A 13070-nucleotide genomic window follows, 5' to 3' on the forward strand; every position below is an offset into this window, starting at 1 on the left:
TTCTCATTGTTGGAGCCGAATAGCGGCCGTCCTTCGGCAATCTATTGGTGCAACGGTGCTGGAAGTTGCACGACTGTGGCGTGCAGGTGACAGCTTTAATGCGACTCTTGGGCTATGTTGCACCAGCATCAATTGCTCGCGTTACTTGTCCTAGAAATTGGGGAAAATAATGAAAAAGCTCGCTATCGCCGCCGCCGCGCTGGCCATCGGCACGGTCAGCGCCTCGGCCGCCGATCTGGCCGCCCGGCCTTACACCAAAGCTCCCGCGCCGATCGCCGCCGTCTATAACTGGACCGGCTTCTACATCGGTGCACAGGTCGGTTACGCCTGGGGTGACAACAGCACCCGTGAGTTTGTCACCGCTACGGGCGTGCCTACCGCCTTCAATCAGGGCTTCAACACTGATGGCTTCGTTGGCGGTGGTCACGTCGGCTACAACTGGCAGGTCGGTCAGTTCGTCTTCGGTCTCGAAGGCGACGTTGAAGGCGCCGACATCAACGGCGGTTATCGCCTCATCCCCAGCCTCGATGGCACGGACTTCCGGCTGGATGCTCAGGCATCTATCCGTGGCCGCCTCGGTGTGGCCTTCAACAACTCGCTGCTTTACGTGACCGGCGGTGCGGCCTGGGCGGATATGGAGCACACCTACGTCAACGCGAATATCCTCTTTGAAACCCACTCCACCACACGCACCGGCTGGACCGTGGGCGCAGGCTGGGAATACGGCTTCACGCCGAACTGGTCGGCCCGTCTTGAGTACCGCTACACCGATTTTGGCACTTTCCGGAACGCCTCTGTCTTCTCGTTCCCCGGATTCTCGTATGAACATGATCCGGTGTTTCACACGGTGCGCGGTGGCATCAGCTATCGCTTCGGTGGCCCTGTCGTCGCCAGGTACTGATCCGGCTACTTGATAGCCCTCAACAGCTCAAAGCCCCGGCATCGTCCGGGGCTTTTTGTTGCGTTCTGCTCGCTGGAATGCCTGCTGCACCCGCATCGTACGCTAAGCTGGGGCCGGCGACTGCACATGCTCGGGCCGCACGCCTACCCCCACAAACCGCGCCGTGATGCCCTGCAGCCAGGGCACCGCGGTGACCAGCCGCATCACGAACGGGACCTTCAGGGGCCGGTTGCCCGGCTTCAGCGCAGCGTTCACGATGTTGTTCTGCACGACGACCTGCATTCGCTGCGTCATCCGCACCGGAAACGCGCGCCGCCGGCGCACCGCGTCGAGTTCATCTTCCGACGGGCAGCCGCTCACCAGCGCTGGCGCCAGCAGGTTCGCCGCCGCCACGGCATCCTGGACCGCGAGGTTGACGCCCACGCCGCCGATCGGCGACATCGCGTGCGCGGCGTCGCCGATGCACAGTAGCCCCGGCCGCGTCCAGCGCTTCAGCCGGTTGACCGCAACGGTCAACAGCTTGACGTCGTCCCAGCTCTTCACCTCGGCAAGTCCCGGTTTCAGGATCGGCGCCATGCGCGCGATGTCGTCGAGCAGCGCGGGCAAGCCCCTCGCCTTCACGGCCTCATACTGCCCCTTCGGAATGACGAACGCGCATTGCCAATAGTCACCGCGATCGAAGGTCACCATCATCTTGCCGGGATCGACCCGCGCAAACAGGCTCTCGTTTTCGTTCTCCCGCTTGCCGGCGCGAAACCACAACACGTCCATCGGCGCGCCGATTTCCTCGACCTCAAGGCCGGCGCGTTCGCGCACCAGCGAATGGCGTCCGTCGCAGGCAATGGTCAGGTCGGCATCGACGTCGATGATGCCATCCGGCGTCTTCGCCTTCACGCCCGTGACGCGCTCGCCGTCTCGAATGAGATCGGTCGCTTCCGTCGACATCATCACCTTGAGGGAAGCGAACCGCTTGCCGCTCTCGCGCAGGAAATTGAGAAAGTCCCACTGCGGCATGAAGGCGATGAAAGGATATTTGACGTGAAGCCTGCTCAGATCGGCGATCCGCACCGTTTCTCCGCCGAACATGCCTTGCATCTTCTGCAAGCGCTGGTGCGGCAGTTTCAGGAAGCCGTCGATCAGCCCGAGTTCGTCCATCACCTGAAGCGTCGAGGGATGCACGGTGTCGCCGCGAAAATCGCGAAAGAAGTCGGCATGCTTTTCCAGCACCACGACGTCGATGCCGGCGCGGCCCAGCAGATATCCGAGCATCATTCCGGCCGGCCCGGCGCCGACGATGCAGCAACGTACTTTCATCGCGCTACCTCACCAATCGTGTCACGCGAACTGTAGGGTATCTTTCAGCCCGAAGGAATTGGGCCGCCGCAGCCGAGGTGCGCTTTGCCGGTCGATATCCTAAAGCCCGGCCATGCCTGCCTGTTCTGATCCGCGCGCCAGAGCAGGTTGAGGCTGCGCGCGCGCGACCATGCCGCCCGCTACACCCACGCCGAGAACATAGATCCAACCTTCGTGGAAGTCGAACAGGTGCGAATTGAACAACGAGCTGACGAAGTTCTGAACGACGATCACCATCCCGACCCACGCAACGAGCGTGGATTCCCGAAAGAGCTGCAGATGAAAGTACCACATCGCATACAGGATGAGGGCGCCGAGCATCCCCCACTGGATGGCGACGTAGAGCGTTTGGTTATGCGGGTTGCGAATGGAGCGGCCCCACTCGCCGCTCCTGCCCGCGGCTTCGCGGTCGAACAACTGTTTGGTCGATCCGGTACCGTGCCCGAACATCGGCGCCTCTGAAATCGATCTGACGGAAGCGCGCCAATATGCCAGCCGCAGGCCGTTCGAGGTCGCGGTCGCGGCATTGGTATCGACAGCCACCTGGGAGTCCTGCACGGTGCGCTCGACGCGATCACGCAGATAGGGTGACGCGAGTAGAACAGCGCCCTCGACGATCGCCGCCAATGCGAGAAGACAGATTGCGTGTCTGCGGTTCAGGTATCTGACGGCAAAAAGAACGAGCAAGGCGGGGAAGCAGACCAACGCGGTGCGTGAAGTCGCAACAAACCGCATATCGCAGTAGAAGCCCAACATGATGGCCGCGAGTACGAGGGCCCAGGCTCGATGACCGTTTGCAGTGAATGACAGGAGCAGCGGCGCGATGGCAAACAGGCACAGGGCGAATTCGTGGCTTTGATCGATGTAGTTTCTGACGGGGACTCCAGCCAACCCGTCCGGATGGGCCTTCCAGTCCGCGAAATATGTCACCCATGACACGCCCATGAGCAGGACGCAGGAAACCAGGAACGCAATCAACACCCAATGCCCGCGCTCGGAGCGTTGGTAATGGTAAATGAGAAGCGGGATGGCCAGTAGCTTTACGACGGGACTGAGCCCCAGCAATTTCACGGCCGCGGTATCGTCGGCCCAGAGGACGCCCGCGAGCGCCAGTGCAAAGAAGACCAAAGGCAAAGATCGCGCTGACGCACGTAAGGATTCGAAGAACGCCTGCCAATCGATCGTGGGAAGGACGGTGACCATCCACAACGCCGTGAAAACCGAGACTGCGGTCGTCGACCATGGCAGCGCGGCTCCGGCAAGTGCCGGGTAAATGTCGAGGCAAAGAAGCCAGAGCCGGGACTGCGGCCAGGCGGCGATGAAGCCTGGGAGCCCTGGTCGCAACACCGGCGCGGCGGCAAACTCTGACATTACGCAACACAACTCAAAATAGATTTACAAAACGAGAGGCAGCCGCTGCAGCTAAACAGCAGATGCCCGAAGCGACCGGCTCTCATTTCGAGACGCCCGCTAATCCACTTGCATGCAAGCACATGATGGCCAAAAAAGGAGCCATTTCAGCCGGCGGCATGGTGAACGTTCGGCCTTTTATCGCGCCGCTGTCCCGCCGGCCTGCAGTCGTCCGATCCGCCGTCCGCACACGAGACCGCGGGTGCAGCAAGCGCCCGGCATTCCCTGCTCCCTCCGATTTGAGGGACAACGTCATGCAATGCTCGGGCGTATCACGCCGCGAGAACGTGGATGTTTGGCTTGTCGAAAACTGAACCGCATCCACTCCGTCGTCCTTGCGAACGCAGGGACCCATACGCCGCGGCGGTTGTTGGCGTGCTGGATGGACGACGGCTTTCTTCAACGACGCGCATTTGTGGTTATGGGTCCCTGCGTTCGCAGGTACGACGAAGGAGATGCAACCGAAGGCGCACCTATTACCGCCTAAAACTCTTGATCTCGGAGACGCTGCCGTCGCGATAGGTCAATTCCACCGAAACCGATCTGGTCGCGGGCGCGAGCTTCAAATAAGGCTGCGCATCGTGTGGAATGACGCTGGGATCGCGAGTGTTGCAAGGCGGCATTTTCAGTACCTTGTCGGGCACCGCACTGTCGATGCCGACGCGCACTTCGCGGATCGCGCAACGGTACGACATCAGGTGCGTATAATAGACCAGGACCCCGTTGTACTCGCGGAACGACAACCAACTCGTCGCGGTCATGTCGAGAATCTTCCGCTGATCGCGGATCAGCGCGGCTTCGGGGTCGAACCGGATCGGGAACGGCCCCTGCAACTCGCCATTGGTGTCGACATAGCGCACCTGGATGACGGCCGCTGGTGCATCGGCCGGCAGCTCGACCGACGGGTTGGGCATCCGCTTGCGGGTACGCGGATCGAGCGTATCCATGAAGCCGGTCTCGCGGAAATCGCCGCTGTCGCCGATCCGCCAGGAAATGCCGAGCGTCGGGTCGGCGATCGAGAACACCACGGTCCAGCCGCCATTGTGGCGCGAGAACATCGCGATCGGTGCGTTGACGGAATCGTTCTGCGGCTGCAGCCGCTGCACCGGCGGCAAGGCTGCAAGTTTTTGCAGCGGCTCGGCGGGCTTTGTCGCCTCGGGCTCGGCCTTCGCCAAACCATTCAGAAAAACGTCGTCGACCATCTGGTCGAAGTAAACCGGGATCTGCTTGTGGCGGACGGTCTCCGCCAGTTCGCTGACCGCCCGCCGCGTGCGCTGCGCGACCTGGACGAGGTTTGCCCCGGGCTGCGTGATCTCCTTGGCGAAGGTTCGCGTGAACACCGAATTGGGATTGGCGTCGTCGTTGGAAAGCCGGTCGAGCGCGGTCTGCCGCGGCCCGGCCGAGAAGATCGAGAACACGCCTTCCGGCAGTTGCGTCATCGGCGCAAGCCCGCCGCCGCCGGCGACCGCACGCGTGCCGGCGCGTTCGAACGGATTGTTGCGGCAGGCATCGAACACCAGAATGGCGGTACGGACCTTCCGGTTCTGCAGCCGTTCGATGACGCGATCGGCGAGGATCGAGGCGTCGCGCACCAGCTCTTCCTGGCCTTCGGTCGCCGCCGGCACGTCGGTCGGCAGCAGGAAGTTCTGGCCCGCGATTTCAAAGCCGTGGCCGGCATAGAAGAAGAACGCGGTGTCTCCAGCGTCGACCGCCTTGTCGAATGCCAGCAGCGTCTGGCTGAACGCCTGCCGGTTCTGGTTCTCCGCCACCATCACCGTGAAGCCGAGCTGCTTGAGCGTATCGCCCATGGTGCGGGCGTCGTTGACCGCCTTCTGCAGCTTGGGAACATGCCTGTAGTCGTTATTGCCGACCACCAGCGCGACTCGCTTCGCGGCGTAGGCGGGCGCGGCGAAGGCCGCGATGCACGCTGCAAGGCTCGTCACCGCGAGCAATCTGGAAAACCAATCCTTCATCGAATCCCCCAGTGCACGAATGGTCCTGGTCCGGGCCGTGCATAGCCGCTTCATGCCATAGTCGGCATCCCGATGCCTACGGTTCAACGGCCCCGCTCGATGGCAAGGCAGCGGCTCGGTTTGACGGCCAAATGACGGTTTTTGCCGTTATTTGTGCGAAAACATTAAGCTTTTTGGGCTTCAATGCAGGTTCCTAGATTGACTTTGGCCGTTTCGACCCTATGTTCGCGCTCAACGCGGCCTTGGATCGAAACGCGATTCCTTAGGTTAGCCGCTCGTCTGCGTAAGTCAGAGCCCTCAGCTTTTCAAAAGCGCGCCGTTTCGGGGCAAAACGCGACAGCCTTTTTACCCTCGATTCCGAACGGCGGTGTCGACTAGAGGCTCAATGTCTTTTTCCCATCTCGGCCTTTCCGATAAGGTCCTCGCCGCAGTTGCGGCCACCGGTTACACCACCCCTACTCCCATCCAGGAACAGGCGATCCCCCACGTTCTGGCCCGCCGCGACGTCCTCGGCATCGCCCAGACCGGCACCGGCAAGACCGCCGCCTTCGTCCTGCCCATGCTGACGCTATTGGAAAAGGGCCGCGCCCGGGCACGGATGCCCCGCACCCTGATCCTCGAACCGACCCGCGAACTCGCCGCTCAGGTCAAAGAGAATTTCGACAAGTATGGCGCCGGCCAGAAACTCAACGTCGCGCTCCTGATCGGCGGCGTCTCGTTCGGCGACCAGGACTCCAAGCTGACCCGCGGCGTCGACGTCCTGATCGCAACGCCCGGCCGACTGCTCGACCACACCGAGCGCGGCGGGCTCCTGCTTACCGGTGTCGAACTCCTGGTCATCGACGAAGCCGACCGCATGCTGGACATGGGCTTCATCCCCGATATCGAACGCATCTGCAAACTGGTGCCGTTCACGCGCCAGACGCTGTTCTTCACCGCGACGATGCCGCCAGAAATCAGCCGCATCACCGAAACCTTCCTACACAACCCGGAGCGGATCGAAGTCTCCAAGCCGGCAACCACGGCAGCCGGCGTGTCGCAGTTCAAGGTCAACGGCGGCCGCGAGCCGCACCAGAAGCGCGAGCTCCTTCGCCGCCTGTTGCGCGACGCCAAGGACCTCAATAACGCGATCATCTTCTGCAACCGCAAGCGCGAAGTCGCCGTCGTTCACAAATCGCTGCAGAAGCACGGCTTCAGCGTCGGCGCCCTGCATGGCGACATGGACCAGTCGGCGCGCACTGCGGCGCTCGACCAATTCCGCAAGGGTGAGATTCCGCTGCTGGTGGCCTCCGACGTCGCCGCCCGCGGCCTCGACATTCCCGCCGTCAGCCACGTCTTTAATTTCGACGTGCCGCATCATGCCGACGACTACGTGCATCGCATCGGCCGAACGGGGCGCGCAGGCCGCGCCGGCACCGCGATCTCGATCGTCACCCCGCTCGACAGCAAATCGATCGCTGCAATCGAACGGCTGATCGGGCAAAACATTCCGGTCGCCGAAGGTGACTACGCCGTACACTCGGAACCTTCCGAGGAGTCCGATCAGCCGCGCGAACATCGCGCACGCGACGGCGCCCGGGAAGGTTCGCGTGGCGGGCGCAAGCCCCGGCGCGAACGCGAACCGCGACACGCCAGAAACAGCGACAAGTCAGCCGATCGTGAACCGCGGCATGCCAAAGGCACGGGCCGCAGTGCAAAACCGCAGCCGGAGGCCGCAGCCTTCGCGCCGCCCGTCCCTGCGCAGCCTTCACGCGTGCCCTCGATCGGGCGACCCGAACCGCGGCGCGCCCACCGCGAGGTCGAATCGGAGCCCGCCGATCACTCGCACCTTCCTGCATTCCTGTTGCGGCCCGTTCGCGCCCGCGTCTGACAAGCGTCGATTCCTGCGGCCGGAACTGTTTACCGGCCGTTCATCCTCCTCGGATAACTTGCGGCGATAATTTAATCATTGCTGCACGGCAACGACCGGCGCTGCTCGCTATTGGGGACGGATCAGTGGTCAAGCTGCTGGACGAGCACGAACGCACAATGGCGTTTGCCGAAGTCGCGTTGGGCCAGATCAAATCCCTCCGGCAGACCGCCGTCCCGCGCAACTATGAAATCTGGTACGTCTACGCGACCGGATACAACGCTCCCCTCAACAAGATCATCAACGAGACGCTGGCGCGCAACGGCAAGCTCAGCGAATCCGATCTCGAACAGATCTACGAAACCTATCTCTCCCACATCAAGGCCTCCGACCGTATCGACAAGGTCGGCGCGCGCGTGATCGGCGAAATCGACGACGTAATGGCCCTCATCAACGAGGGCCTCGGCATGTCGGAGAACTATGACGCCAAGCTGAGCGGCGCGAACGAAAAACTCAGGAATGCAAAGAGCCGCGAGCAGATCAAGGCGATCGTCGACGGTCTGGTGAAATCGACGCGCGAGATGCGCGAGATCAACAAGGCGCTGGAGAACCGGCTGGCGCTGTCGAAGACCGAGATCAGCAATCTGCAGCACAGCCTCGAAGCGATCCGCGCCGAGAGCTTGACCGATCCGCTGACCGGATTGGGTAATCGGAAATATTTCGACCGCTCGATCGAGATGGCGGTGCGAGCGGCGCAGGCAAGCGGCGAACCGCTGTCGCTGATGATGTTCGACATCGATCATTTCAAGTCGTTCAACGATTCCTACGGCCATCTCACCGGCGATCAGGTGCTGCGGCTGGTTGCGATGTCGCTCAAGCAGACCATCAAGGGCCAGGACATTACCGCCCGCTATGGCGGCGAGGAGTTCGCGGTGGTGCTGCCCAACACCGCGCTGCGCCAGGCGCTGACGGTCGCCGACCACATCCGCCGCGCCGTCATGGCCAAGGAATTGAAGAAGAAATCGACCGGCGAAATTCTCGGACGCGTCACCATCTCGGTCGGCGTCGCCATGCTCAAGCCGGACGACGACACCGACTCGCTGATCGAACGCGCCGATGCCTGCCTATACGCCGCCAAGCGCAACGGCCGCAACCGCGTGGTCTGCGAAGCCGACCCCGAATACGCGGACGAGACCCGCAGCCAGGTCGCTTAGCGGCTGTTTCGGCGCGGCGCCTTCCTCGCCTTCGCTGCCGGCTGACGGCTGACGGCTGGCTTGCGGGCCGGCTCGTTCACAGCCTTGCTGGAGACCTTCGGCTTCGCCGCCTTGCGCGCCTTCGGCCGCTTGTGCAACGCCGCGCGCTGCGCCGCTGCCAGCGCAGCCCTCGCCCATTCCGCCAGCTCCTCGGAATCGTCAAACAAACGCGCCGGCAGTTGCCAGTAGGAATTCACGGTGACCGTCTTCGCCCGCGTCTGGTACTGGAATGGTGTCGATCCCTCTGCTTCGAATTGCGGGATCGTTTGTTCATCAGCGCGAAGATAAAGCCCCGCGCGTAACGACAGCGCGAAGTTGGTGCCGTCGGCGGATATGCCAAATCCGGAAAACATCCGGCGGATGGTGACGGGGCCGAAGTCCGCAAACAGATCGATCAGAAAATCGCGATCCATCGCTCACCGCCCCCGGCGATACGGTCGCTCAAGCCTTCGCCGGCGTAAGCTGCACCGACTCGCCGCAACCGCAGGCGGAAACCTGGTTCGGGTTGTTGAAGATGAACTGGGCCTGCAGCTTGTCGGCCTTGTAGTCCATCTCGGTACCGAGCAGGAACAGGACCGCTTTGGGGTCGACCAGGATCTTCACGCCCTTGTCCTCGACCACCTCGTCGGTCGGGCGAATCTCATGGGCGTATTCCACCGTATAGGATTGCCCGGCGCAGCCGCCATTTTTGATGCCGACGCGCAAGCCGACGATCTCGGAATCGGCCCGCTTGGTCAGCTCCGTGATCCGCGCGGCGGCGGCCTCGGTCAGCTTCATCACCTGCGGGCGCGGCCGCGGCTTCGGCTTGGACTGGACGATGGTATCCATAGCAGTCGATCTCCGGCGTCGCATGGCGGCGACGAGCTATCATGCCATTAAAATAACAACGAAATTCCCACTGTGAAGGCCTCTCGTCATGAACTCGATCAGAACCCCTCGAAACGCGCCGCACGCTCGTTAGTAAATCTTCCAAATTCCCGGTGTCGCCAGTTCCAGCAAATGGTTGTCCGGGTCGCGGAAGTAGATGCTCTTGCCGCCGCGCGGCCAGTCCGTCCTGCCTTCAATCCCGACATTGTGCTCGCCGAGCGCCTTTTCCCACGCCGGCAACTCAGCCGCCGGGATGGCAAAGGCCATATGAATGGGACCATTGCCGTCATGCGGCGGAATAGTGCCGCCGGGGAGCTGGATCGTCTCGGGCGCCGAGCCGCGGCGAAACAGCAGCAGCACGCTTCTCCCACCCACATCAAAAGCAACGAACCGCGAATCCGCCGTCAGCGCTTCCAGACCCAGCACCTCCTCATAGAACGCGCGGGCGCGGTCGAGGTCATCGACGTAGAGTGCAGTCTCGATGACCCCGGATAGCTTCGGCAACGGATTCCTTCACCACATGTTGAGGACGAGGCGCGCCTCGTCGGACATCCGATCCGGCGTCCAGGCCGGATCCCACACCAGATTGACATTCACGACACCGACGCCGGGCACGCTGGCGATTGCGTTCTCCACCATGGTCGGCAGTTCGCCGGCCGCCGGACAATTCGGCGTGGTCAGCGTCATCGTCACGTCGACGCTGCGGTCGTCCTTCAAGTCGACCTTGTAGATCAGGCCGAGTTCGTAGATGTCGGCGGGAATTTCCGGGTCGAACACCGTTTTCAGCGCCGCAACGATTTCGGTGCCGAGCCGTTCGGTCTCCTCTGGCGGCAGCGCCGAGTTGGTTTCCATATTGGCGGTCTTGACTTCGGCCGTATCACTCATGCGAACAAATCCCGCGCCTTGATCAGCGCCTGTGCCAGATGGTCGACTTCTTCCCGGGTATTATACATTCCAAACGACGCCCGGCAGGTGGCTGTGACATTGAACCGCTCTAAAAGCGGCATCACGCAATGGGTGCCGGCGCGCACCGCGATGCCCTGCCGGTCGATCACGGTTGCGACGTCGTGGGCGTGCGCCCCCTTCATCTCGAAGGAGATCACCGGTCCCTTGCCGCGCGCGGTGCCGATCAGGCGCAGCGAATTGATTTCACGCAACCGCTCCTGGGCGTAATTCAAAAGATCGTGCTCGTGGGCGGCGATGCGCTCCTTGCCGATCGAGCTGACGTAGTCGATCGCAGCGCCCAGCCCGATCGCCTCGACGATCGGCGGCGTGCCGGCTTCGAACTTGTGCGGCGGGTCGCCATAGGTGACCCAGTCCTTAGCCACCTCGCGGATCATCTCGCCGCCGCCATTATAGGGCCGCATCGCGACCAGGTGCTGATGCTTGGCGTAGAGCGCGCCAATCCCGGTCGGGCCATAGACCTTGTGGCCAGTGAAGGCATAGAAATCGCAATCGAGGTCCTGCACGTCGATCGGCAAATGCACAGCGCCTTGCGCGCCGTCGACCAGCACCGCAATGCCGCGGTCATGGGCGAGCTTCACGACTTCCTTGACCGGGACGAAGGTGCCAAGCGCGTTCGACATCTGGGTGATGGCGACGAGCTTCGTGCGCGGCGTCAGCAGCTTCTCGAATTCCTCGATCAGGAAATTGCCGTCGTCGTCGACCGGCGCCCATTTGATCACGGCGCCATGGCGCTCGCGCAAAAAGTGCCAGGGCACAATGTTGGAGTGGTGCTCCATGATCGAGAGCACGATCTCGTCGCCCTGCTTGATGTTGGGCTCGCCCCAGGAAGATGCCACCAAATTGATGGCCTCGGTGACATTGCGGGTGAAGATGATTTCTTCACTACGCCCTGCATTGATGAATTTCGCTACCTTGGCGCGGGCGCCCTCGTAAGCCTCGGTAGCGGCATTGGCGAGGTAATGCAGGCCGCGATGCACATTGGCGTATTCGCTTGTGTAAGCCTCGGTCATGCGATCGAGCACAGCAGTCGGCTTCTGCGCGGAGGCGGCGTTGTCGAGATAGACCAGCGGCTTGCCATAGACCTTCATCGCCAGCGCGGGGAAATCCTCCCGCACGCGCGCGACATCGTAGGCTCCATTTTTGACCGCCGGATGCTGGGTCATGCCCGTGCCTCCAGCCAACGCTGCGCAGCGGCGATTGCGAGCTCGCGCAGATCGTCATTGACGATGGATTCGATGGCCTCGCCCACGAACGCCTGGATCAGCAGCGCCTGGGCTTCCTTCTCGGAAAGGCCGCGGGCGCGAAGGTAGAACAGCAGGCTCTCGTCGAGCGCGCCGGTGGTGGCACCATGACCGCAGGTGACGTCGTCGGCGAAGATCTCGAGCTCCGGCTTGTTATCGGCCTCGGCATCGTCAGACAAAAGCAGCGCCCGCGTCATCATCTTGGCGTCGGTCTTCTGTGCGTCCGGACGTACGACGATGCGGCCCTGGAACACCGAATGGGCGCGATCGTCGGCAACGGCGCGGAACACCTCACGGCTGGCGCAGTTCGGCACCGCGTGATCCATGAACAGCGTGGTATCGGCGTGCTGGCGTCCGTTGAGTAGATTAACGCCGTTGGTCTCGACCCTCGAGCCCTCGCCGGCAAAGGCGATGGTCGCCTGATAGCGGCTAACGGCGGCGCCGGAGGTCATGCCAAAGGTGTTGAAATGCGCGTGCGCGCCCAGCGTCACCACAGCGGAGGAAATATTGAACGCCTCCCGCCCGTCCTCGACCAGTCGAACATGGTCGAGCCGCGAATTATCGCCGATTGCGACGATCAGGGAGTCATGCGCCTGATAGGCCTTCGCAGCCTCGGCCGCGATATAGCTCTCGACCAGCGTCGCGCCGGCATCCTTGCCGAGACGCAGTAGCGAACGGGTGAACATCGCAGCCGGCGTGGCTCCACCAGCGACATGAACGATCTGCAGCGGCTGCGTCAGCACGATGCCATTGGCGATCTCGATCACCACGCCATCGGTCATCATCGCGCTGTTGAGCGCGACCAACGGATTGGCATTGTCGGGCGTGAATAACTGCGTCTGCAGCGCGGCGTCGCCGGTCTCCAGCACGTCGCGCAGGGCGCGGATGGTAACGCCCTTCTCCAGCCCCTCCAGTTCGGAAAGCTTCGGCGCGAACACGCCGTCCACCAGCACCAGCCGACGCGCGCCCTTGATCGCCTGCAGCTTTACGGCGGCTGCAGCCTGCTTCAGTGCGGCCGCATCCGGTGCGGCCGCCAGCGGCAGCACCTCGCGCATCAGCGCGCGTAGATCGGTGTATTTCCAGTCCTCGAGCCGCCGGTGCGGCAGGCCGACGCGCTCATAGGCCTCGAAGGCGGTATTGCGCGCCTCGGCAACCTTGCCGCCGCCCGGCAGCCGATCGCGCGCCACCGCGAAGCTGTCGCTCAGCGCGCGCCCGGTCTCGTTTTTTGCCAGAACTACATTCATCACAAATCCGCTT

12 protein-coding genes are annotated in these 13070 nt (G+C 62.6%); 3 read left to right on the forward strand and 9 right to left on the reverse strand.

Annotated elements, in window-relative coordinates:
• Positions 1–169: 169 nt before the first annotated feature.
• Positions 170–901 carry an outer membrane protein gene (locus tag LMTR13_RS21345; protein WP_065729549.1) on the forward strand — a complete coding sequence of 244 codons (732 nt, stop codon included), beginning with the start codon at positions 170–172 and terminating at the stop codon, positions 899–901.
• A 102-nt stretch (positions 902–1003) separates the two neighbouring features.
• Here the strand turns inward: LMTR13_RS21345 and LMTR13_RS21350 are convergent, their stop codons facing one another.
• From LMTR13_RS21350 to LMTR13_RS21360, 3 genes are all read right to left on the reverse strand, one after another.
• Positions 1004–2215, reverse strand: a complete 1212-nt coding sequence (locus LMTR13_RS21350) for an FAD-dependent oxidoreductase (RefSeq protein ID WP_083219119.1) — start codon at positions 2213–2215, stop codon at positions 1004–1006.
• Positions 2216–2314: 99 nt separating this feature from the next.
• Positions 2315–3625: an O-antigen ligase family protein gene (locus LMTR13_RS21355; protein ID WP_065729550.1), complete on the reverse strand. Its 1311-nt coding sequence runs from the start codon at positions 3623–3625 to the stop codon at positions 2315–2317.
• A 515-nt stretch (positions 3626–4140) separates the two neighbouring features.
• On the reverse strand, positions 4141–5637 hold the full coding sequence (locus LMTR13_RS21360; RefSeq protein WP_065729551.1) for a caspase family protein: 1497 nt from the start codon (positions 5635–5637) through the stop codon (positions 4141–4143).
• 385 nt (positions 5638–6022) lie between these two features.
• Between LMTR13_RS21360 and LMTR13_RS21365 the strand changes: the two genes are divergently transcribed.
• Together LMTR13_RS21365 and LMTR13_RS21370 are read left to right on the forward strand one after the other, a co-directional pair.
• The gene (locus tag LMTR13_RS21365) at positions 6023–7507 is read left to right on the forward strand and encodes a DEAD/DEAH box helicase (RefSeq protein WP_065729552.1); all 1485 of its coding nucleotides are present in this window, start codon (positions 6023–6025) and stop codon (positions 7505–7507) included.
• A 125-nt stretch (positions 7508–7632) separates the two neighbouring features.
• Complete coding sequence (locus LMTR13_RS21370) at positions 7633–8700, forward strand: GGDEF domain-containing protein (protein ID WP_065729553.1); 1068 nt, start codon at positions 7633–7635, stop codon at positions 8698–8700.
• On the opposite strand, the gene LMTR13_RS21375 is transcribed toward LMTR13_RS21370, so the two are convergent.
• From LMTR13_RS21375 to sufD, 6 genes are all read right to left on the reverse strand, one after another.
• Entirely contained in the window at positions 8697–9152 is a 456-nt protein-coding gene (locus tag LMTR13_RS21375) for a TfoX/Sxy family protein (RefSeq protein WP_065729554.1), read from the reverse strand. The two genes, LMTR13_RS21370 and LMTR13_RS21375, sit on opposite strands and share 4 nt — an antisense overlap.
• 28 nt (positions 9153–9180) lie before the next feature.
• Positions 9181–9567, reverse strand: a complete 387-nt coding sequence (locus tag LMTR13_RS21380) for a HesB/IscA family protein (protein ID WP_065729555.1) — start codon at positions 9565–9567, stop codon at positions 9181–9183.
• A gap of 129 nt (positions 9568–9696) precedes the next feature.
• Positions 9697–10110 (reverse strand): VOC family protein, encoded by a 414-nt coding sequence (locus LMTR13_RS21385; protein WP_065729556.1) that lies wholly within the window; start codon positions 10108–10110, stop codon positions 9697–9699.
• Between the two features lie 9 nt (positions 10111–10119).
• Positions 10120–10491 carry an SUF system Fe-S cluster assembly protein gene (locus LMTR13_RS21390; protein WP_028346267.1) on the reverse strand — a complete coding sequence of 124 codons (372 nt, stop codon included), beginning with the start codon at positions 10489–10491 and terminating at the stop codon, positions 10120–10122.
• On the reverse strand, positions 10488–11735 hold the full coding sequence (locus tag LMTR13_RS21395) for a cysteine desulfurase (RefSeq protein WP_065729557.1): 1248 nt from the start codon (positions 11733–11735) through the stop codon (positions 10488–10490). Before LMTR13_RS21395 ends, LMTR13_RS21390 begins: the two co-directional genes overlap by 4 nt.
• Positions 11732–13057 carry a Fe-S cluster assembly protein SufD gene (gene sufD / locus LMTR13_RS21400; protein WP_065729558.1) on the reverse strand — a complete coding sequence of 442 codons (1326 nt, stop codon included), beginning with the start codon at positions 13055–13057 and terminating at the stop codon, positions 11732–11734. The genes LMTR13_RS21395 and sufD overlap by 4 nt, the downstream gene beginning before the upstream one ends.
• Positions 13058–13070: the final 13 nt, after the last annotated feature.

It is taken from the genome of Bradyrhizobium icense (genome assembly GCF_001693385.1).
GTDB classification, from domain to species: Bacteria; Pseudomonadota; Alphaproteobacteria; order Rhizobiales; family Xanthobacteraceae; genus Bradyrhizobium; species Bradyrhizobium icense.